At 72.0% G+C, this 20,770-nt stretch carries 20 protein-coding genes; 8 read left to right on the top strand and 12 right to left on the bottom strand.

The features are described from left to right. Positions 1–4 precede the first annotated feature (4 nt). From ACFY3I_RS09715 to mce, 7 genes are all read right to left on the bottom strand, one after another. Complete coding sequence (locus tag ACFY3I_RS09715; RefSeq protein ID WP_390860150.1) at positions 5–886, bottom strand: ABC transporter permease; 882 nt, start codon at positions 884–886, stop codon at positions 5–7. Beyond that, positions 883–2,148 carry an ABC transporter ATP-binding protein gene (locus tag ACFY3I_RS09710; protein ID WP_390860149.1) on the bottom strand — a complete coding sequence of 422 codons (1,266 nt, stop codon included), beginning with the start codon at positions 2,146–2,148 and terminating at the stop codon, positions 883–885. The genes ACFY3I_RS09715 and ACFY3I_RS09710 overlap by 4 nt, the downstream gene beginning before the upstream one ends. Before the next feature lie 120 nt (positions 2,149–2,268). Then, complete coding sequence (locus ACFY3I_RS09705) at positions 2,269–3,045, bottom strand: ABC transporter permease (RefSeq protein ID WP_365290316.1); 777 nt, start codon at positions 3,043–3,045, stop codon at positions 2,269–2,271. Next, on the bottom strand, positions 3,045–4,001 hold the full coding sequence (locus ACFY3I_RS09700; RefSeq protein ID WP_390860148.1) for an ABC transporter ATP-binding protein: 957 nt from the start codon (positions 3,999–4,001) through the stop codon (positions 3,045–3,047). Before ACFY3I_RS09700 ends, ACFY3I_RS09705 begins: the two co-directional genes overlap by 1 nt. 227 nt (positions 4,002–4,228) lie before the next feature. Continuing rightward, a complete protein-coding gene (locus ACFY3I_RS09695) occupies positions 4,229–5,164 on the bottom strand; it encodes a cellulose-binding protein (protein ID WP_365290313.1) in 936 nt (311 codons plus the stop codon). Positions 5,165–5,359: 195 nt separating this feature from the next. Further along, positions 5,360–9,208, bottom strand: a complete 3,849-nt coding sequence (gene scy, locus ACFY3I_RS09690) for a polarized growth protein Scy (protein ID WP_390860147.1) — start codon at positions 9,206–9,208, stop codon at positions 5,360–5,362. A 222-nt stretch (positions 9,209–9,430) separates the two neighbouring features. Next, the gene (mce, locus tag ACFY3I_RS09685) at positions 9,431–9,871 is read right to left on the bottom strand and encodes a methylmalonyl-CoA epimerase (RefSeq protein ID WP_365290309.1); all 441 of its coding nucleotides are present in this window, start codon (positions 9,869–9,871) and stop codon (positions 9,431–9,433) included. Between the two features lie 149 nt (positions 9,872–10,020). On the opposite strand from mce, the gene ACFY3I_RS09680 reads away from it, so the two are divergent. The 3 genes from ACFY3I_RS09680 (at position 10,021) to ACFY3I_RS09670 (ending at position 13,820) form a co-directional block, all read left to right on the top strand. Then, the gene (locus ACFY3I_RS09680; protein ID WP_365290308.1) at positions 10,021–11,226 is read left to right on the top strand and encodes an acetyl-CoA C-acetyltransferase; all 1,206 of its coding nucleotides are present in this window, start codon (positions 10,021–10,023) and stop codon (positions 11,224–11,226) included. A 49-nt stretch (positions 11,227–11,275) separates the two neighbouring features. Then, positions 11,276–12,232: a methylmalonyl Co-A mutase-associated GTPase MeaB gene (gene meaB, locus ACFY3I_RS09675; protein ID WP_365290306.1), complete on the top strand. Its 957-nt coding sequence runs from the start codon at positions 11,276–11,278 to the stop codon at positions 12,230–12,232. 379 nt (positions 12,233–12,611) lie between these two features. After that, positions 12,612–13,820 carry an MFS transporter gene (locus tag ACFY3I_RS09670; RefSeq protein WP_390860146.1) on the top strand — a complete coding sequence of 403 codons (1,209 nt, stop codon included), beginning with the start codon at positions 12,612–12,614 and terminating at the stop codon, positions 13,818–13,820. A gap of 59 nt (positions 13,821–13,879) precedes the next feature. Here the strand turns inward: ACFY3I_RS09670 and ACFY3I_RS09665 are convergent, their stop codons facing one another. The 4 genes from ACFY3I_RS09665 to ACFY3I_RS09650 all read right to left on the bottom strand — a co-directional run bounded on the left by ACFY3I_RS09665 (position 13,880) and on the right by ACFY3I_RS09650 (position 16,527). Beyond that, positions 13,880–14,356, bottom strand: a complete 477-nt coding sequence (locus tag ACFY3I_RS09665; RefSeq protein ID WP_351322014.1) for a MarR family transcriptional regulator — start codon at positions 14,354–14,356, stop codon at positions 13,880–13,882. 92 nt (positions 14,357–14,448) lie between these two features. Next, a complete protein-coding gene (locus tag ACFY3I_RS09660) occupies positions 14,449–15,246 on the bottom strand; it encodes an AIM24 family protein (protein WP_390860145.1) in 798 nt (265 codons plus the stop codon). Further along, positions 15,243–15,893 (bottom strand): AIM24 family protein, encoded by a 651-nt coding sequence (locus ACFY3I_RS09655; protein ID WP_390860495.1) that lies wholly within the window; start codon positions 15,891–15,893, stop codon positions 15,243–15,245. The genes ACFY3I_RS09660 and ACFY3I_RS09655 overlap by 4 nt, the downstream gene beginning before the upstream one ends. A gap of 1 nt (position 15,894) precedes the next feature. Further along, a complete protein-coding gene (locus ACFY3I_RS09650; RefSeq protein ID WP_390860494.1) occupies positions 15,895–16,527 on the bottom strand; it encodes an AIM24 family protein in 633 nt (210 codons plus the stop codon). A gap of 218 nt (positions 16,528–16,745) precedes the next feature. Between ACFY3I_RS09650 and ACFY3I_RS09645 the strand changes: the two genes are divergently transcribed. Both ACFY3I_RS09645 and ACFY3I_RS09640 read left to right on the top strand, forming a co-directional pair. After that, positions 16,746–17,090, top strand: a complete 345-nt coding sequence (locus ACFY3I_RS09645; protein ID WP_365290300.1) for a DUF3817 domain-containing protein — start codon at positions 16,746–16,748, stop codon at positions 17,088–17,090. Beyond that, positions 17,087–17,380 carry an MTH1187 family thiamine-binding protein gene (locus ACFY3I_RS09640; protein ID WP_365290298.1) on the top strand — a complete coding sequence of 98 codons (294 nt, stop codon included), beginning with the start codon at positions 17,087–17,089 and terminating at the stop codon, positions 17,378–17,380. The genes ACFY3I_RS09645 and ACFY3I_RS09640 overlap by 4 nt, the downstream gene beginning before the upstream one ends. 15 nt (positions 17,381–17,395) lie before the next feature. Here ACFY3I_RS09640 and ACFY3I_RS09635 read toward each other — a convergent pair whose 3' ends face one another. Further along, on the bottom strand, positions 17,396–18,385 hold the full coding sequence (locus tag ACFY3I_RS09635; RefSeq protein ID WP_365290296.1) for a DUF5937 family protein: 990 nt from the start codon (positions 18,383–18,385) through the stop codon (positions 17,396–17,398). Between the two features lie 81 nt (positions 18,386–18,466). Between ACFY3I_RS09635 and ACFY3I_RS09630 the strand changes: the two genes are divergently transcribed. The 3 genes from ACFY3I_RS09630 (at position 18,467) to ACFY3I_RS09620 (ending at position 20,706) form a co-directional block, all read left to right on the top strand. After that, positions 18,467–19,669: an MFS transporter gene (locus ACFY3I_RS09630; RefSeq protein ID WP_390860144.1), complete on the top strand. Its 1,203-nt coding sequence runs from the start codon at positions 18,467–18,469 to the stop codon at positions 19,667–19,669. Positions 19,670–19,792: 123 nt separating this feature from the next. Further along, complete coding sequence (locus ACFY3I_RS09625) at positions 19,793–20,302, top strand: MarR family transcriptional regulator (RefSeq protein ID WP_365290293.1); 510 nt, start codon at positions 19,793–19,795, stop codon at positions 20,300–20,302. Between the two features lie 65 nt (positions 20,303–20,367). After that, entirely contained in the window at positions 20,368–20,706 is a 339-nt protein-coding gene (locus tag ACFY3I_RS09620; protein ID WP_365290291.1) for a DUF3817 domain-containing protein, read from the top strand. The last annotated feature ends 64 nt before the right edge of the window (positions 20,707–20,770 follow it).

The following is a 20,770-nucleotide window of genomic DNA, read 5'->3' as shown; positions in this document are numbered from 1 at the left end:
GAGCTCAGACGTCCCGCTTCTCCAGCAGGGCGTAGGCGCCGCCGAACGCGACGGCCGTCACGATCAGGATGATCCACAGCGGGTCCCAGCCCGAAGGGCCGGAGTCGCTGAGGGAGTTGGAGTAGAAGACGCTCAGCTGGTTCGGGATCGAGTACTCGAACAGGGCTGTGCGCACCTTCTCCAGCGACTGCGAGAACATGAACAGCGCGATCACCAGCGGGGCGAGCACCGCGCCGATCATGATGGTGATGGCGCCCGCCGAGTGCCGGATGATCGAACCGATGATCAGGGAGAGCAGGCCGAGCAGCGCGATGTAGAGGCTGACGCCGACGGTGCCCTTCAGCCATTCCCCGCCGGTCGGCCTGCGCGCGACGTCGCTGAGCAGCGACACCTGCGTCATGGCGACGAACGCGCTGGCCGCGAGGGTGATCACGAACGCGACGGCGAAGAAGACGACCGCCTTCGCCACGAGCACGCGCGCGCGGGACGGGCAGGCCACCATCGTGGTGCGGATCATGCCGGTGCCGTACTCGGAGGCGGTGGTCAGCACGCCCAGCGTGATGATGCACATGCTGCCGAGCAGCAGCCCGAAGAAGCCGAGCGACAGCGCGCTCTCGCCGGACAGGTCGTCGGTCGAGGCGGAGTCGCTGACCACCACGCCGGCCAGCAGGCCGATGCCGACGACGAGGAGCGCGAAGACGCCGAGCGTCCAGATCGTCGACCGCACCGAGCGGATCTTCGTCCACTCGGAGGCGATGGCGTGCCCGAGGTGGGTGCGCACCACCGGGATCGGCGAGGTGTAACCGGGGTACGGAGCGCCGGGCGCCGCCTGCGGGACGGGCGCGGCCGGGGCGGCCTGCGGCATCGGAGGCTGGTGGGTGCTCATCGGGCGTCCTCGGGCTTGGTCAGGTCGGCGGGAGCGGCGGGGGCGGCGGGTTCGGATGCTGCGGGGGCGGCCGCGGCCGGGGCCGGCTGCGAGGGCGCCGGCCGCGCGGGTGCCGGGGCCGGGGCGGCGTAGGGGTTGGCAACGGCCTGCGGCGCCCCGTAGGGGGCCTGCGGGGCGCCGTACGCGCCCGCGGGCACTCCCTGTGCGCCGTAGGGGGCCGCGAACGGCTGGCCGCCCTGCTGGGGCGGCGGCGGGGCGTACCAGCCCGGCTGGCCCTGCCCGGGCACCGGCATCGGCGGCTGCGCACCCGGCGGCAGCGGCTGCTGCAGGCCGGCCTTCTGGTCGACGGTGGAGCGGTAGTCCACGGCGCCCTGCGTCATCCGCATGTACGCCTCCTCCAGCGAGGCCTGGTGCGGCGAGAGCTCCCACAGCCGTACGTCCGCCTCGTGCGCGAGGTCGCTGATCCGGGGCAGCCGCAGACCGGTCACCCGCAGCGCCCCGTCCTGCTCCGGCATGACGTGGCCGCCGGCCTCGGTCAGCGCCGAGCTGAGCTTCTCGCGCAGCTGCGGTTCGGTGTCCGGGGTGCGCACCCGCGCGAAGTCGGCGGAGTTGGCCGAGATGAAGTCCGTCACGCTCATGTCGGCGAGCAGCTGGCCGCGCCCGATGACGATGAGGTGGTCGGCGGTCAGCGCCATCTCGCTCATCAGGTGCGAGGAGACGAAGACCGTGCGGCCCTCGGCGGCGAGCGACTTCATCAGGTTGCGCACCCAGAGGATGCCCTCCGGGTCGAGGCCGTTGACCGGCTCGTCGAAGAGGAGCACCTGGGGGTCGCCGAGCAGCGCGGCGGCGATGCCGAGGCGCTGGCCCATACCGAGTGAGAAGCCCTTGGAGCGCCTGCCGGCCACGTCCTGGAGGCCGACCACCCCGAGTACCTCGTCGACCCGGCGGGCCGGGATGGCGGACAGCTGGGCCAGCGAGAGCAGGTGGTTGCGGGCGGACCGGCCGCCGTGCACCGCCTTGGCGTCGAGCAGCGCGCCGACGTGCCGGGCGGCGTTGGGCAGCCGGCGGTAGGGGTAGCCGCCGATCGTCACCGAGCCGGCGGTCGGGTTGTCCAGACCCAGGATCATCCGCATGGTCGTCGACTTGCCCGAGCCGTTCGGCCCCAGGAAGCCGGTCACGGCGCCGGGCCGTACCTGGAAGGAAAGGTTGTAGACGGCGGTCTTGTCGCCGTAGCGCTTGGTCAGGCCGACAGCCTCGATCATGCTCCGCACCCATCGAAAGGATCAGGACAGCAGGGCTGACGCCCCCGTAAGGGTTAGGAGCTTATCGGGACGCTGACGGTTCCCATCAAGAGCTGGCAAAGCCGGTCCGTATCGGTCCGGTCACTGGGCATCGCGTCTCTTCAGCAGGGCGTACCCGCCGGCGAGTACGGCGACCACCCACAGCCCCATGATCCCCAGGCCGCCCCAGGGTCCGTACGGGACGTCGTCGCCGGCCCTCGGCACCACCTGCATGATGTGGCCGCCCGCCTGGTCCGGCAGGAACCGGCCGATCTTCTTGGTCGCGTCGACGTTGCCGAGGATGTTGGAGATCAGGAAGAAGAACGGCATCAGGATGCCGAGGGACAGCATCGGCGAGCGCAGCATCGTGGCCACACCCATGGAGAACATCGCGATGAGCGTCATGTAGAGCCCGCCGCCGACGACCGCGCGCAGCACCCCGGTGTCGCCGAGGTGGGCCCGGTGGGAGCCGAGCATGGCCTGCCCGAGGAAGAACGAGGCGAAGCTGGTCACCATGCCGACGGCCAGCGCCAGGCCGGTCGCCACCGCGATCTTGCTGAAGAGGAAGGTGGCGCGCTGCGGCACGGCCGACAGCGAGGTGCGGATCATGCCGGTGCTGTATTCGTTGGACACCACCAGTACCCCGAACACGATCATCGCGAGCTGTCCGAGGGTCAGCCCGGCGAAGCTGATGTTCGTCGGGTCGAAGGAGACCCGCTCGCGCGCGGGCATGTCGGAGAACTGGCTGTTCGCCAGCGCGGACAGCAGCATCCCGAGCGCCACGCTGACGACCACGGCCAGCGACAGCGTCCACACGGTCGAGGAGACCGACCGGATCTTGGTCCACTCGGACCGCACCACCTGGGCGACGACCGCCATCACGCCCCCCTCTCCCAGCCGGAACCCCAGGCCTGCGGCACCGGGGCGGAGTCGGCGTGTGCGTGGTACTCCACGGACTGGGCCGTCAACTGCATGAACGCCTCCTCCAGCGAGGCCTGCTGGATGCTCAGCTCGTGCAGCACGATCCCGTGCCGCGCGGCCAGCTCCCCGATCGGTTCCGCTTTCGCGCCCTCCACCTCCAGCGCCCCGGTGCCCGTCTCCACGACGGTGATCCCGGCCCCGTGCAGCACGTCGAGCAGCCGCTCGTGCTGGGGGGAGCGGATCCGGACGTAGGACCGCGAGTTCGTGCGGATGAAGTCCGCCATGGAGGTGTCGGCGAGCAGCCGTCCCTGGCCGATGACCACGAGGTGGTCGGCGGTCAGCGCCATCTCGCTCATGAGGTGGGAGGAGACGAACACGGTCCGCCCCTGGGCGGCGAGCGTCTTCATCAGGTTCCGGATCCAGTGGATCCCCTCCGGGTCGAGCCCGTTCACCGGCTCGTCGAACATCAGGATCCGCGGATCGCCGAGCAGCGCCCCGGCGATGCCGAGCCGCTGTCCCATGCCCAGCGAGAACCCCTTGGCCTTCTTCCGGGCCACCGCCGTGAGCCCGACGGTGTCGAGGACCTCGGCGACCCTGGCCGCCGGGATGCCGTTGCTCTGCGCGAGGCACAGCAGGTGGTTGAAGGCGCTGCGCCCGCCGTGCACGGCCTTGGCGTCGAGCAGCGCGCCCATGTACGTCAGCGGGTCCCTGAGCTGGTCGTACCGCCTGCCGTCGATCCGCACGTGGCCGGCCGTGGGGTGGTCGAGCCCGAGGATCATCCGCATGGTGGTGGACTTCCCGGCGCCGTTGGGCCCGAGGAATCCGGTCACGATGCCGGGACGCACGGCGAAGGTGAGGTCGTCGACGGCGGTCTTGTCGCCGTAGCGCTTGGTCAGGCCCTCCAGCTCGATCATGCGGCCACGCTAAGACCGGTGTACGGGGGCTGCCACTGGAGCGCCGCGACCGGGTGCGGGTGGGCCGTGGTTGCTCGCGCAGTTCCCCGCGCCCCTTTCAGGGGCGTCGGTGCCAGCGCCCTGAAAGGGGCGCGGGGAACTGCGCGACAAGCCCCCACGGCGCCGCACCCGGACGACAAAGGCCCGCGCCCCCCGAGGGGAATGCGGGCCTCCGACGCTGTCAGGTGTTACCGGGACTGCTGGGCCGGAACCCCGCGGGAGACCGGCTCGTCCTCCACCGGGCTGCTCGCGGCGGCGACCGCCGCGCCCGTCAGCGTGGCCAGCATCTCGCGGACGTTGGTCAGCTGGGCGTTGATGCTGTCGCGGCGGTTGGTCAGCGCGGCCAGCTCACGCTCGGATTCCGAGCGGATCCGGTCGGCCTTTGCGTTCGCGTCCGCGACGATGTCCTCGGCCTGACGCTGAGCCGTCTCGACGGTCTGACGCGCGCGACGCTCCGCGTCCGTGCGCAGCTTCTCCGCCTCCAGGCGCAGCTGCTCCGCGCGGTGCTCGATCTCCGCGAGGCGCTTCTCGGCCTTCTGCTGGCGCGAGGCCAGGTCACGCTCGGACTGCTCACGCCGCTTCGCGAGGTTCGTCTCGAAGTCGGCGGCGGCCTGCGCGGCCTTCGCGCGGGTCTCCTCGAAGAGCGCGTCCGCCTCCTCGCGCTTGGACTGCGCGTCCTTCTGGGCCTCGGAGCGCAGCTGCGACGCGTCGCTCTTGGCCTTCTCGACGATCCGGACGCCCTCGTCCTCGGCCTTGGACTTGCGCTCCGCGGCGAACGACTCCGCGTCGTTGCGCACCTGCTGGGCCGCCGACTCGGCGAGCTCGCGGTGCTGCTCGGCGGCCCGGCGGGCCTCCTCGCGCAGGTCCTTGGCCTCCTCCTCGGCGAGGCGAAGGATCTTCTCGACACGCGCGCCGAGGCCGGCGTACGACGGCTCGGCGTCGGTCACCTGGGCTTGGGCGTTCTGCGTCTCGAGGTGGAGCTCCTCGATGCGCTTTTCCAGAGCGGTGATGCGGGCGAGAGCGCTGTCACGGTCGGAGACGAGCTTGGAGATCCGTTCGTCCACCTGAGCGCGGTCGTACCCACGCCGCACAAGCTCGAAGCCGTAGGGGGAAGTGTCGCTCATGGGGTTCCTGTCGAGTGAGACCGGTGAGGTGATAGGTGGAATCCTAGGGGCCGAAGCGGTGTGTCATCGAGCGGATACGTGTTTGATCTGGAGAATGACACCCCTTTTGGGTGGCCGGCTGTGAGATCGCTTGCCAAAGCCTCTGTCAGAGGCTCGGTCAAAAGCCCCAGAACACTACAGAAACGGACGTCACTCCTAGCCCTCAGGTGACTTGCCACCCGATCGGGGGGCTCCCACCGTACTGCCCGCCTTGACTCCGCCGTCCTTGCCGGCCCCGGGGGTCTCGAAGGATTCCAACGCCTCCAGGACGTCCTGGACACGGGAGATCTCGCCGTTGATGTTCTCGCGGCGGCGCTCCAGGATCTCCAGCTCGCGCTTGCCGGCGTCGACCGTGGCGCGGGCCTCGCGGACCGCCTCGGCCTTGAGCTCCTCGGCCTCCCGGACCAGCGTGGCCTTCTTCTGCTCGGCCTCCTTGAGCAGCCCCTCCGCCTTCTTGACCGCGGCGATCCGGACCTTGCCCGCCTCGGAGTTGGCCTCCGACACCAGGTCCTTGGCCTTGGCCTGGGCCTTGGCGAGCTGCTCCTCGGCCGCCTTGATGAGTGCGTCACAGCGGTCGCCGGTGGACTTCATGGTCTCGGCGGCCTCGCGCCGGGCCCGCTCGTGCAGGCCCTCGATCTCGCTGGTGATGCGGTCGCGCAGCTCCTCCGCCCGCTCCCTTATGGCGGTGGCGTCCCGGCGGGCGCCGACGAGCAGCTCGTCGGCGTCCGTGCGCGCCTTCTCCACCAGGGAGTTCCCCTCGACCGTGGCCTCCGCCACCAGCCGGTCGGCCTCCTTGCGGGAGGCGCCGACCATGCTGTCGGCCTGCGCCTCGGCGTCGGCGGTGGTCTGGTGGGCCTGCTGCTGCGCCTCGGTGAGCAGCTTGTCGGCCTCGGCGGTCGTCTCGTTGATGAGGGTGTCGACCTGCTCGGCCACGTCCTGACGCCGCTTGTTGGCGTCCTTGCGGGCCTCGTCGAGCGTCCGCTCGGCCTCCTCGCGGGAGGAGTTGAGCAGCCGCTCGACCGCCGCCTCCGCGTCCGCCTTGAGCCGTTCCGCGTCGTTGCGGGTCCGCTCGGCGTGCAGCTGGGCGGAGCCGACCGTCTCGGCGGCCTCGGCCCGCAGCCGCTCCGCGTCGCCCGAGGCGTCAGCGATCAGCTTCTCCGCCTTGGCGATGGCGTCCGCGCGGACCCGGTCGGCCTCGGTGATGGTCTCGCTCTGCAGCCGCTCGGCCTCGTTGCGGGCCTCGGTGATGAGGGTGTCGGCCTGGGTCGCCGCGTCCGAACGCAGACGGTTGGCGTCCTCCCGGGCCTCGGCGCGGGTACGCGTGGCGTCCTGCTCGGCCTGGGCGGTGACGTCGGAGGCCTCCGTACGCACCCGCTGGACGTGCGCGGCCGCCTCCGAACGCAGCCGCTCCGACTCCGCCACGGCGTCGGACACGGTCCGCTCGGCCAGCGCCTCCGCAGCCTCGGACGCCTCGGCGGCCTCGCGGCGGACGCGGGTCGCGTCCTCGCTGGCGCGCTCCCGTTCGGCGTAGGCGTCCGCGCGGACGCGGTCCGACTCCTCCTCGGCCTCCCGGCGCGTGCGGTCCGCCGCGTGCTCGGCGGCCGACCGCAGCCCGACGATCTCCTCCTGGGCCTGCTCGTGCAGACCGGAGACCGACTCCCGCACCTGCTGGGCGTGGAGCTCGGCGGCCGACACCATCTCGGTGGCCCGCCGGTCCGCCTCCTCGACCAGCCGCACGGCCTCGGCCTGCGCCTCCTCGACGCGGTTGCGCGCCTGGGCCAGCAGGTCCTCGCTCTGCTCGCGGGCCCGCTCACGCTCCTGGTCCGCCTCCTGGCGGGCGGAACCGAGCAGCTCCTCGGCCTCCCGGCGGCGCCGGGTGGCCTCCTCCTGGGCGGCGGCCAGCGTCTCGGACGCCTCGGTGGACAGCCGCTCGGCGGCCGCCTGCGCCTCGGCGCGGACCCGGTCGGCGGTGTCCTGGGCCTCCTGCTTGAGCCGCTCCGCCTCGGCCGCGGCCTCCGACCGCAGCCGTACGGCGACGGACTCGCCCTCCGCGCGGGACGCGGACGCGTCGGCCGCGGCCTCGTCGCGCAGCCGCTGGGCCTCGGTCTCGGCCTGCTGCTGGAGCGTGCGGATGCGTTCGGCGGCCTCGGAGCGCAGCCGGTCGGTCTCCTCGCCGGCCTCCCGGCGGATCCGGCCGGCCTCCTCGCGTGCCTCGGTGAGGGCCTGCTCCGCGTTCGCGAACCGCTCCTCGGCCTCGGTGTGCTGCCGGGTCAGTTCCTCGGCGGCCTCCGCGCGCCGGGCCTCGACGCCCCGCTCGGTCTCCTCGCGCAGCTCGCGCGCGGCCCGCTCGGCGTCCTCCTTGAGCGTCTCGGACTGCTCGAGCACCTCGGCGCGGTGCCGGTCGGCCTCCTGGCGGGTGCGCTCCAGGGTCTCCTCGGCCTGCCGGCGCAGCGTGGTGGCGCGCTCGATGGCCTCGGTGCGGACCTTCTCGCTGTCCGTGGTGGCGGTCTGCCGCAGCTCGTCCGCGTCGGCCTTGGCCTTGGCGAGCAGTTCCTCGGCGGACCTGGCCCCCTCCTCGATCTGCTGCACGGCCTCGCGCCGGGCCTCGGCGCGGATCGACTCGCCCTCGGCGACCGCGTCGGAGCGCAGCTGCTCGGCCTCGCCGCGCAGCCGGCGCGCCTCCTCCTGCAGCTCGACCGTCTTGGCGCGGTACTCCTTGGTGTCGTCCTTCGCCGTGCCCTTGAGCTGCTCGGCGATGTCGTGCGCCTCGGCGCGCAGCCGGTCCGCCTCGGTCTCCGCCTCGGTGCGGATCCGCTCGGCCTCCTCGGCGGCTGCCTTGGTGGTGTTCTTGGCCTCCTCGGCCGCCCGGTTCAGGACGTCCTCGGCGGTCTTGGCGGCCTTGGAGAGCTGGGAGGCGCTCTCCTCGGCGGTCAGGGTGCGGGCCTTCTCGGAGGCCTCCGCGATGATCTTCTCGGCCTCGGCCCTGGCGTCCGCGACGACCTGCTCGGCGCTCGCCTTGGTCGCCTCGGCCTCCTTGGTCGCCTCGCTGACCAGCCGGGCGACCTGCTCCTTGGCCGTCTGGGTGCGCTGCTGGTTGGTGGCCTCGGCGCTGGAGAGGGCCTTGGTGGCGTTCGTCTCGGCCTCGGTGACGAGCTTGTCGGCCTCGGACTGCGCCTTGCGCAGCGCCTCCTCGGCCTCGGCCATCCGCTGCTCGGCGGCCCGGCTCAGCTCACCGGCCTGCCGGCGGGCGGTGTCCGACTCCGTCGCGGTGGAGCTGCGCAGCTGTTCCGCGTGGTCGGTGGCCTCCTGGGCCTGCGTGGACGCGGCGTTCAGCAGCCGCTCGGCGTCGCGGCGGGCGCGCAGCAGCAGCTGCTCGGCCTCCGCGCGGGCCGTCTCGGCGTCGCTGGTCACCCGCTGGCGGGCCTCGGTGGCGATCCGCTCGGCCTCGGCGCGGGCGGTGGCCATGGCCTGTTCGGCCTCGGCCCGCGACTCGTCGAGCAGGCGCCTGGCCTGGGACTCGGTCCGGGCCCGCAGCTGCTCGGCCCACGCCACGTTCTCGTTGACGTGGGACTCGACGGTCTGCCGGCGTTCGGCCAGCTCCTGGTCCAGCTGCTGGCGGCGGGTCACCGCCTCCTGGTGCAGCTCGGTCTGGAGCCGCGCGGCCTGCTCGGCGTGCTCCTGGAGGATGCGCTGGGTCTGCGCCCGGGCCTCCGCGGCCACCCGCTCCGCCTCCTGGCGGATCTGGTCGGCCTGGACCTGGGCGTTCCTCAGCAGCTGCTCGGCGTGATAGCCGATGTCACCGCCGTCGAACGCGGGCCGGGACATGATGGTGCGGCGCGCCTCGTGCAACTTGGCGCGCAGCACCTCGACCTGGTAGCCGAGGTCCTCGGCATGCTGGATCGCCTTTTCCCGCTCGGTCTTCAGCCGTTTCATCTCGGCTTCGAAACGAGTGAGGTGGTCGACGTCAGCCGCCGGCTCTCGCTCCTGGCTCTCGTAGCCCCGCACTGCGCGGTCCCATCCGTCCCCTGGTCGCAACCTTCTCCGAACGAGCTCCGTTCTTCCGCCGAACGGGGCCCCCGGGGAATGGTGTCAGATCAACGGCGGAGCACGGGCTGCTGCCCCGACGCTCGTCCCCCGAAACCCGGACCCCGGCATGCGGCCGCCCCGGCCCTGCGAACGTACGAAGGGACGACCGCCCCCAACCCTACCGGCCCATATGTACGAGGGTCAGTGCTCAGGTGACTCAACAGCCGCCGAAGTGACCAGTTCTGTCAGTACTCCGTGGCAATCCTTCGGATGCAGGAAGGTGATCCGCGACCCCATGGAGCCGGTCCGTGGCTCCTCGTACAGAACGCGTACGCCCTTGGAACGGATGTCCGCGGCGTCACCGTCGACATCGGCCGTACCGAAGGCGATGTGGTGCACCCCCTCGCCGTTCTTCGCGAGCCACTTGCCGACCGCCGAGTCCTCCCGGGTCGGTTCCAGAAGCTGCAGGTAGGAGGCGCCTCCGTCGGACGTCTCGTTGATCTTGAGCATGGCCTCCCGGACGCCCTGCTCCTCGTTGACCTCGGTGTGGAACACCTCGAAGCCGTACGTCGCCCGGTAGAACTCGACGGTCGTGTCGAGGTCGTGGCAGGCGATCCCGATGTGGTCGATTCGCGTCAGCATGGATTCAGTGCAGCGCCACCGCGATGGTTACGCAACGTGCCAGCGATCACACTGACGGCCCGATGACGGCACGGAGTGCCACGCAATACATTCGAAGTAAACCCTCGTTCACTCCTCGGCAGTGCAGCCGGTAAGGGGATTCGCAGCTCATGACTTCTGGAACCGCTCGAACCACCTCAGTGATCGTCGCGGGTGCGCGTACGCCCATGGGACGACTGCTGGGCTCGCTGAAGTCCTTCTCCGGGGCCGACCTGGGCGGCTTCGCGATCAAGGCCGCCCTCGACCGCGCGGGGATCGGCGGCGACCAGGTGCAGTACGTGATCATGGGGCAGGTGCTCCAGGCCGGCGCGGGCCAGATCCCGGCCCGCCAGGCCGCCGTGAAGGCCGGCATCCCGATGAGCGTCCCGGCGCTCACCATCAACAAGGTCTGCCTCTCCGGCCTCGACGCCATCGCCCTCGCCGACCAGCTGATCCGCGCCGGCGAGTTCGACATCGTGGTCGCGGGCGGCCAGGAGTCCATGACCAACGCCCCGCACCTGCTCCCCAAGTCCCGCGAGGGCTTCAAGTACGGGTCCATCGAGATGCTCGACGCGATGGCGTACGACGGCCTGACCGACGCCTGGGAGAACATCCCGATGGGCGAGTCGACCGAGAAGCACAACACCCGCCTCGGCCTCGGCCGCGAGGAGCAGGACGCGGTCGCCGCCCTGTCCCACCAGCGGGCCGCCGCCGCGCAGAAGAACGGCGTCTTCGAGGCCGAGATCACCCCGGTCGAGATCCCGCAGCGCAAGGGCGAGCCGGTCGTCTTCAGCAAGGACGAGGGCATCCGCGGCGACACCACGGCCGAGTCCCTCGGCCGCCTCCGCCCGGCCTTCACCCGCGACGGCACGATCACGGCCGGCTCCTCCTCGCAGATCTCCGACGGCGCGGCCGCCGTGGTCGTCATGAGCAAGGCCAAGGCCGAGGAGCTGGGCCTGGAGTGGCTCGCGGAGATCGGCGCCCACGGCAACGTGGCGGGCCCCGACAACTCCCTGCAGTCACAGCCGTCCAACGCCATCCGGCACGCCCTGAAGAAGGAGGGCCTGGAGGTCGGCGACCTCGACCTGATCGAGATCAACGAGGCCTTCGCGGCGGTCGCCGTCCAGTCAATGAAGGACCTCGGGGTGTCCACCGAAACGGTGAACGTCAACGGTGGTGCCATCGCGCTGGGCCACCCCATCGGCATGTCCGGCGCCCGCCTCGTCCTGCACCTCGCCCTTGAGCTCAAGCGGCGCGGAGGCGGGGTCGGCGCGGCCGCGCTGTGCGGCGGCGGCGGCCAGGGCGACGCGCTCGTCGTGCGGGTGCCGAAGGCCTGAACACGATTCCCTGAGTGAGCGGAAGCGAACGGAAGCGAACGGAGCTGTGATGCAGGACGTCTCCTCACTGGTGGCCCAGGCCAGGGAAGGCCGACCGCGTGCGGTGGCCCGGCTGATCTCCCTGGTGGAGGGGGCGTCCCCACAGCTCAGGGAGGTCATGGCGGCCCTCGCGCCGCTGACGGGCAACGCGTACGTCGTCGGTCTGACCGGCTCTCCCGGGGTCGGCAAGTCGACCTCCACCTCCGCCCTGGTGACCGCCTACCGCAAACAGGGCAAACGCGTCGGGGTGCTGGCCGTCGACCCGTCCTCGCCGTTCTCCGGAGGCGCCCTGCTCGGCGACCGCGTCCGGATGTCCGACCACGCCTCGGACCCCGGCGTCTACATCCGCTCCATGGCCACCCGGGGCCACCTCGGCGGCCTCGCCTGGGCCGCCCCGCAGGCGATCCGCGTGCTGGACGCGGCGGGCTGCGACGTCGTCATCGTCGAGACGGTCGGCGTCGGCCAGTCGGAGGTGGAGATCGCCTCCCAGGCGGACACGTCCGTCGTCCTGCTGGCCCCGGGGATGGGCGACGGCATCCAGGCGGCCAAGGCCGGGATCCTGGAGATCGGCGACGTGTACGTGGTCAACAAGGCCGACCGGGACGGGGCCGACGCCACCGCCCGCGAGCTGAACCACATGCTCGGGCTCGGCGAGTCCCGGGGCCCCGGCGACTGGCGCCCCCCGATCGTCAAGACCGTCGCCGCGCGCGCCGAGGGCGTCGACGAGCTGGTCGAGGCCCTGGAGAAGCACCGGGCCTGGATGGAGGAGCGGGGCGTCCTGGCCGAGCGCCGGCTGGCCCGCGCCGCCCGTGAGGTCGAGACCATCGCGGTGACGGCGCTGCGCGCGCGCATCGGCGACCTCCACGGCGACCGCCAGATCGACGCGCTCGCGGAACGCATAGTCACCGGCGAACTGGACCCGTACCGCGCGGCGGACGAACTGGTGGCGGGGCTGACGGAGGGCTGACGCGGGCCGGGCGGACCTCGTGGGGCGTGGGGCGTCGGGAGCGGGGCGCTGCGCGCGGGCTGTCGTGGTTCGGCCGCGGGCCGGCGGGGGCCGGTCGCGGAGTTCCTCCCCCAGCCTTCGGCCGGGGGTACCCCCAGCGCCCCCTACGGGGCGCTTTGACCACCGCTTCTTCCCGAGCCGCGGGCGGTCGGCGTCCCCCGCCCACGGTCAGCGAACGGCGCACGGGGGCCGACGAACGCCGTCCGCGCTGCTAACTTGACCGTCATGTTCCTCTCCCTGGCGTAGGAGCGCACCAGGCGCCGCCACCGGCACGTCACCGTCGTGTGCCGGGGCGAACTCAGGTGTCCCCTCTTCCGCCCTCCCGCAGAGGAACCCACGCATGTCCGCGCTGACTTCACCGCGCCCTTCACCCGCCCCGCGGCCCTCCTACGCCGCTGTCCTGCGCGTCCCGCACGCGCGCCGCACCTTCGGCGCCGCACTCGCGGCCCGCCTCGCCTACGGCACCGTCTCGCTGTCCGTCCTGCTCTCCGTGAACCGCGCGACCGGCTCCTACGCCGTGACGGGCCTGGTGATGGCCCTCTTCGGCGGCTCCGCGGTCGTCCTGATGCCGGTCCGGGCGGCCCTCGTGGACCGGTACGGCCCCCGGCGGGCCCTGCCCCCGATGGCCGTCGCCTACAGCGGCCTGCTCTGCCTGCTCGCGGCCCTGACCTGGCGCCCGGGTGCCCAGCCGGCGGTCCTCGCCGCCACCGCCACCCTCGCCGGCTGTCTCGCGCCACCGCTCGGTCCCACCATGCGGGCGGTGTGGGGCCGCCTGGCCGACGATCCGGCGCTGCTCCAGAGGGCGTACAGCCTGGACGGGGTCGCCGAGGAGCTGCTGTTCGTGTGCGGCCCGGCGCTGGTCGGGCTGCTGCTGCGGTTCGGCCCCCCGCCGGCCGGCCTGCTGCTGAGCGCGGTGCTCATGCCGGCCGGTACCTGCGCGTTCGTGATGTCACCGGCGGTGCGGGGCGTGAGCTCCCCGAAGCGTGCGGCGGGCGGGTCCGCCGGACGCTTCCCGGCGGTGTCCGTGGTCGCGGCCGCCGGGCTGGGGCTGGCCCTGAGCGGTGCCGAGCTGCTGGTGACGGGCTTCGCCGCACAGTGGCCGAACGCCACGCGGGCCGTCCCCTGGATCCTGGCCGCGCTCTCGGTGGGCAGCGCGGTGGGTGGCCTGCTGAACGGGATGGTGGACTGGCGTCCCCCGGCCGCCGAGCGGCTGGCGTGGCTGACGGTGGCCCTGGGCGCGGCGCTGGCCGCCGCCGGGCTGGCTTCCGGCGTCTGGACCCTGGCTCTGGCCATGGTGGCCACCGGCCTGTTCGTGGCACCGGCCCTGACGACGGCCTACCTGCTGGCCGACGAGGCGGCCGGCGAGTCCGGCCGGACCCGGGCCGGGGCCTGGGTGAACGCGGCCGTGAACGCGGGAAGTTCGGGCGGCGCGGTGGTCGCGGGGCTGGCGCTCGGTCGCCTGCCGGTGGGACTCTGCTTCGCTCTGACCGGAGCCGTGGCCCTGGCCGCCGCCGTGGCGGTGGGTGCGGTCAACCGGCTCCGGGCCTGAAAAGGGGGCGGCGGACGAGACCTGAACCCTCGTCCGCCGCCGTCAGGTGCCGCTCGCCGCTACGGGCGGCCGCGTTGGCCGCGCAGGTGTTCGGCGATCGGCTTGAGGCCCTTGTCGAGCTCTATCAGCGCCTCCGGCGACAGCAGGTCGATGAAGTGCCGTCGCACGGAGGCGACATGATGTGGCGCCACCTTCTTCATCATCTCCATGCCGTGCTCGGTGAGCACGGCGAACAGCCCGCGGCGGTCGGACTCGCAGTTCTCGCGGCGTACCAGGTTCGCGTTCTCCATACGGGTGATCTGGTGCGAGAGCCGGCTCTTGGACTGGAGCGTCGCCGCCGCGAGGTCGCTCATCCGCAGCCGGTAGTCCTCGGACTCGGACAGATTCACCAGGATCTCGTAGTCGTTCATTGTCAGGCCGAACGGCTGCAGATCCTTTTCGAGCTGGTACGTCAACAGCCTGTTGACCTCCAGGTGGGTGCGCCAGGCGCACTGCTCCGCATCGGTCAGCCAGCGCGTGGCCGTCTCGGTCTCCATGTATGAAGTCTACCTAAAATGTTGAAAGGCGAACTAGTGAGGGTGGTGTGACTGCGCGCACGCGTTCGATGTCACACTCCGCAGACTACCGCTCACAGCCCGAAGCGACGCTGCAGGTCCCCCAGCTGTCCGGGAAGGCGCGGTGCGCCCGGCTGCTGTGAACGACCTGTGAAAGGCCCGCTCGCGCCGGGTACTCCGGGCTCCTGTGGAACCGCTCCCGTCGCCTGTTCCGCCATCAGGGTCTCGGTGGACTGGAGCAGTACCGTGCCGGCCCCCACGAACTCGAACTGGTGCTCCTCCCCGGAGGCCCCGCCGAGGCCCGTCATCGCACGTAGACCGCCCATCACCCCGGTCATGTACCCATGGTCGTAGTGGTGGCACGGGGAGGGGCAGTCGGCCCATCCCACGAGTGCCTGCGGGTCCACCCGGATCGGGGGTTCCATGAACACCACCGGACCGTTGGACGCGGCCACAAACTTTCCGGTTCCGATAAGGGTCAGAAAACCCGGCACGATCGACTGCTTGAGCGCGAGACTTGGCTGAAAAGCGAGCAGGTTGCCAGAGCGAATGGTCAGGTTGCCCTCGTCCAGATCGTACGAATTCACGTCGAAGGCCCGGTCGGCGAGGAGCATCTTGCCCGAGCCCTCCGCCACCACCCAGTCGCTCGCGTGCAGAGGCGAATGGAACGAAGTGCGCACCAGACGGTCCAGACGGCCGTGTCCGACGCCGTTGAAGTCGATCGAGCCGTAGTAGGCGATCATCTTCCCCTTCTGCAGGAACCACTGCCCGCTCTTGAGCTCCACGCAGAAGGTGTACTTGTTCACGTTGTCGTCGACGGGGAGGGTCATGGGGTCGTGGACCACCGGCCCGGCCGCACCGTACGCGCTCACAGCTTCTCCTCCGACGCCTGGACGTACACCGTGCCGTTCCCGCTGAGCTCCAGCTGGAACGCCTCGCCGGAGCCGCGGCCCACCATCTCCCGCCAGCCGAGCGCGGCCGACAGCTTGTTGCGGATGTCGCCGTGGTGGGCGACGTAGGCCTGCGGGTCGACATGGACCGGGCGCCGCGGGGTGACCGGGATCTCGAAGACCCCGCCGTGCGCCATCACGGCGACCGAGCCCCGGCCCGCGAGGGTGGTCGTGAACAGGCCCTGGCCGGTGACCTGACCGCGCACCATGCCCATCACGCCGCCCTGGGAGCCCATGAACATCGTGCCCTGCTGGAGAGTCCCCTCGAAGGCGAGCAGCCGGTCCGCCTCCACGTACAGGGTGTCGCCGGTGAGGGTGATGACCTGGACGTGGTGGCCGCCGTGCCCGAAGAAGACCGTGCCGTCTCCCTCGACGGTCATCAGCGGGGTGGCCTCGCCGGAGACCCGGCGGCCGATCATGGACATCAGGCCGCCCTGGCCGCCCTGGATGTTGGGGGTGAAGGACACCTCGCCCTTGTAGGCGAGCATCGCGCCGCGCTGGCTGTACAGCCGCTGCCCGGGCACGACGGTCGCCTCGACCATCTTGGAGTTCACCTCGCGCAGGGCCATCTCACACATCCCCCGCGATCGTGTTCCGCTCGCTCGGCTGCACGTACACCAGGCCGTCCCCCTCGAACCGGATCTGGAAGGCCTCGCCGCCGCCCTCGCCGAGGAACGTGCGGAACGTCACACCCGACTGGAAGGACTGGCGGAGGTTGCCCTGGTGGGCGATGTAGGCGCCCGGGTCCACCGTCAGCGGGTACCGCGCGCTCACCCGGAGCACCACCGCCGGGCCGTCCGACATGATCGCCGCCTGGCCGTGGCCCTCGACGGTGGTCGTGAAGAGCCCGTTGCCCTGGGAGGCGCCGCGCAGGCCGGTGAAGGTCGTGCCGGTGCGCAGTCCGGCGTCGGTCGCGAGCAGGTTGCTCGACTCGACGTACAGCTTGTCGCCCTGGAGGCCGACCAGGTTGATCTCGGACGCCCGGTCCGCGAACCAGCACGTCCCGTGCCCCTTCACCTCCATCACCGTCATCTGCTCGCCGGTGAGGCGCCGGGTCACCATCCCCCGCAGCCCCTCACCGCCGCCGCTCAGTTTCCTGAACGCCATCTGTCCGTCGTACGCGACCATCGAGCCGTTCTTCGCCTTCACGGCGTCCCCGGTCATCTCGACGGCGAGCACCTTGCTGCCCTGGAGTCGGAACATCGCCACGCTGCGAAGGTAGCCGCAGGCACGCGGCGGCGACAGGTCCCCGGGGTGGACTTCGTCCCGGATCCTCCCCCTAGGGGCCCGCCCGCGCCCGCCCGGTCGCCGGGCCCGGCTCCCACCCCCGCGGAGGGGCCGCGAGGGCCCTTTGCCACAATGGGCGGAAGTTTGTGCTCGCGTTCACAAAGAGTGGACGCCACTCCCACCGAAGGTGACTCGTGGACCTCAAGACAGCCACCGCCATCCGCCGCCTGCGCCTGGTCTCCGCCCCGGAGGCCGTCTCCTTCCTGCTCCTCCTCGTCTGCTCGGTGCTGAAGCGGACCACGGACTTCAACGCGGTGCCCGTGATGGGCTCGGTCCACGGCGTCCTGTTCATCCTGTACGTGATCTTCTTGGCCGATGCCTGGAACCGCGCCAAGTGGTCGGCGGGCACCGGGCTCCTCTACTTCGTCCTCTCGGTCCTGCCGACCGGCGGCTTCTTCGCGGAGCGCAAGCTGAAGCGCGCCGCCGAGAACGAGGTCATCGCGGCCCGCGCCCGCAAGGAAGGAACCGTGAACGCATGATCGTCGCCTTTTCCGTGACGCCGCTGGGTGTCGGCGAGGAGGTCGGGGAGTACGTCGCCGACGCCGTCCGGGTGGTCCGCGAGTCCGGGCTGCCCAACCGCACCGACGCCATGTTCACCTCGGTCGAGGGCGAGTGGGACGAGGTCATGGACGTCGTCAGGCGCGCCGTCGCGGCCGTAGAGGAGCGCGCCCCGCGCGTCTCCCTCGTCCTGAAGGCGGACATCCGCCCCGGTGTCACCGACGGCCTCACCAGCAAGGTGGAGACGGTCGAGCGCCACCTCGCGCAGTGACCGGCGGCCGCTGAGTCAGCCGTCCGGGGCCCCCGAAGCCAGCGCGATGCCCAGCGGGGTGCGCTCGTAGATCACCTGGTGGCCGTAGCGGCGGGAGGTCAGCAGTCCCGCGCCGCGCAGGGCCGCCAGGTGTGCCGAGACCGAGGACGGGGCCAGCCGCAGCCGGTGGGCGAGCGCGCTGGTGGTCGCGGGCTCGGCGAGGGCGGCCAGGACCGTGGCGCGGCCCCGGCCGAGCAGTCGTACCAGGGCGTCGGGCGTGGCCTCGGCCGGGTCGGTCCACAGGCCGCCGACGCCCCGGGCGGGGTAGACCAGCGTGGGCAGGGCCGGCGGCTCGAAGGTGCTGATCACGTCCGGCCAGGTGAACACGCTCGGCATCAGCACCAGGCCCTGCCCGCCGAGGCGCCGCTCGTAGGCACCGGGCGAGGCCACGGTCAGCGTCCCGGACCGCCACCCGCACAGACGGTGGATCTCCGGCAGCAGCCCGCCGAGCCCGACCTCCGCCAGCCGCCGCGAATGGAAGGCGATGTCGGCCTCCAGCAGAGCGCGCAGCCGCGGCCAGTCCGGCGCCACCAGAACCCGCCAGGCCTCCTCCAGCGCCGCAGTCAGCTCCCGGACCATGCGCTGCGGGTCGGCCAGCCAGGCCCGGCCGGTCTCCGAGGCCAGCGCGCCCGGCGTGTCCGCGAGCGAACGCGCGGTGTCCGCCCGGGCGGTCTCCGGGTCCACCGCCCGCAGTGCCGCCAGTTCCTCCTCGACGGAGGCGGCCGGTCCGGCGGGCGGTGGCACCAGCCAGTCGGGGGAGTGACCGCGCCGGGGCATGAGCAGCCACAGCGGCCTCAGGTCGACATCCGCGGCCACCGCCCTGATCCGCCGCAGCCAGGGCGCGTGATAGCCCTGCCGGTCCGGCCGCCGCAGTGTGCGCACCGCCTCCTGCGTCTCCCACAGCGGGGAGACGGCGAACCGGCACCGGAGGTAGTCGTCCTCGTCGAAGTGGAGATGGGAGGGCATGGCGGGTCCCGGGGAGGCAGGAAGATTCGGCTGGTGCCGAAACTCTAAGCGCGAGGCCGTGGTGCGGGCACGCTGCCGTCCATGTCCGCGCCTGCCCTGGAGAGAACCGCCGGCTACGGCCGGGTCCTCGCCGTACCCGAGTTCCGTGCCGTCTTCGCCGCCCATGTGCTGTCCATGCTCGGCGTGATCGTCAGTGAGATCGCACTGTCCGTGCTGGTCTACGACCTGACGGGATCGCCCCTGCTCAGCGCCCTGACCTTCGCGCTGGGCTTTCTGCCCTACCTGGTCGGCGGCACCCTGCTGGCCCCGGTCGCCGACCGGTTCCCGGCGCGCCGGGTGCTGGTGGTGTGCGACCTGGTGTGCGCCGGGTGCGTGGCCGTGATGGCGCTCCCCGGAACCGGCATCGGGGTACTGCTCACGCTGCGCTGCGCGCTCGCCGTCGTCTCGCCGGTGTTCGCCGGCACCCGGATGGCCACCCTCTCCGACGTCCTCGGCGGCGGCGACCTGTTCGTACTCGGCCGTTCCCTGCTGCGGATCGTCGCGCAGAGCGCCCTGCTGGTCGGCTACGGCCTCGGCGGGCTGCTCCTCGCCGTCCTCGCGCCCCGGCACGCCCTGCTGATCACCGTCACCACCTTCCTCGCCTCGGCCGCGCTGCTGCGCCTGGGCACCCGGCGCCGTCCCGCCCGCGCCCGCGTCCGGGAGGGCGGCGGCACCCGCCGGCTGCTCGCCGACCGCCGGGTCCGTGTCCTGCTCCTCCTCTTCTGGGTCCCGGCTATGTTCGCCGTCGTCCCCGAGGCGCTCGCGGCCCCCTACGCCGACGTGCTCGGCACCGGCTCCCCGGGGCTCGGCCTGCTGATGTGCGCGCTGCCGGTCGGCACGGTCGCGGGGGAGCTGTACGCCGGCGCCCGGCTCGGCCCGGTCGCGCGGGAGCGGATCGCGCTCCCGCTGGTCTGCCTCACCCTGCTGCCCTACCTGGGCTACGCCCTGCACCCGTCCCTCGTCCTCTCGCTGCTGCTTCTGCTGGTGGCCGGGGCCGGGTCGGCGTACACGCTGGGTCTGGACCAGTGGTTCGTGCGGGCCGTGCCCGAGGAACTGCGCGGCCGGGCCATGACCGTCCTGAGCGCCGGGCTGATGACCCTGCAGGGCGTCGGCATGGCGCTGGCGGGGGTGGCGGCGGAGGCCGTGGGGGTGCGGGCGACGGTGGCGGGCGCCGGGCTGGCGGGGGCGGTGTGCTGCTGCGGCCTCGCGGTGGCCGCCCGGCGGCCCTCGCGGCCGGCGCCGTGACGGCCGCCTCCGCGGGCCCCGCCGGACCGGCCGGCGGGGGCGTCGGCGAGGACGTGATCGGCGGGGTGACCGAAAGCCGAGACGCGGCTGACCGTCATATGACCGGCCGGTAGGGTCGGTGGCGTGCCGAAGCCTCTCAGTCTCCCCTTCGACCCCATCGCCCGTGCCGACGACCTCTGGAAGCAGCGCTGGGGAAACGTGCCGTCGATGGCCGCGATCACGTCGATCATGCGGGCCCAGCAGATCCTGCTGGCCGAGGTCGACGCGGTGGTCAAGCCGTACGAGCTGACGTTCGCGCGGTACGAGGCGCTGGTGCTGCTCACCTTCTCCAAGGCCGGCGAGCTGCCGATGTCGAAGATCGGTGAGCGTCTGATGGTGCACCCGACCTCCGTGACGAACACCGTCGACCGGCTGGTGCGGTCCGGCCTGGTCGCCAAGCGGCCCAACCCCAACGACGGGCGCGGCACACTCGCCACGATCACCGAGAAGGGCCGCGAGGTGGTCGAGGCGGCGACCCGGGACCTGATGGCGATGGACTTCGGGCTGGGTGCCTACGACGCCGAGGAGTGCGCGGAGATCTTCGCCATGCTGCGTCCGCTGCGGGTCTCGGCACACGACTTCGACGAGGAGTGAACCCGCCTCCCCGGGGGAGTGACCCGGGGCAAGATCTCCCGGATCGGGTGGTTACGCTCGTGCCCATGAAAAAGAGCGTGCTGACCCGCTACCGCGTCCTGGCCTACGTCACCGGTGTCCTGCTGGTGCTGCTGTGCCTGAGCATGATCGCCAAGTACGGGCTGGACATCGACGGTGCGGCCGACGTCACGCGGGTCGTCGCCATCGCGCACGGCTGGCTCTACGTCGTCTACCTGGTCTTCGCCTTCGACCTGGGCTCCAAGGCGAAGTGGCCGGTCGGCAAGCAGCTGTGGGTGCTGCTCGCGGGCACCGTCCCGACCGCCGCGTTCTTCGTGGAGCGCAAGGTCACCCGCGAGCTCGACGCGAAGGTCACCGAGGGCACCCCGGTCGTCGCCAAGGCCTGATCGCGGCGCCGTCCACCGCCGTACGGACCACCGTGCGGCGGTTCACCATCGACATTTACTAGGA

Source organism: Streptomyces sp. NPDC001068, assembly GCF_042897315.1.
Classification (GTDB): domain Bacteria; phylum Actinomycetota; class Actinomycetes; order Streptomycetales; family Streptomycetaceae; genus Streptomyces.
This window is presented reverse-complemented; position numbering and strand designations above follow the sequence as displayed.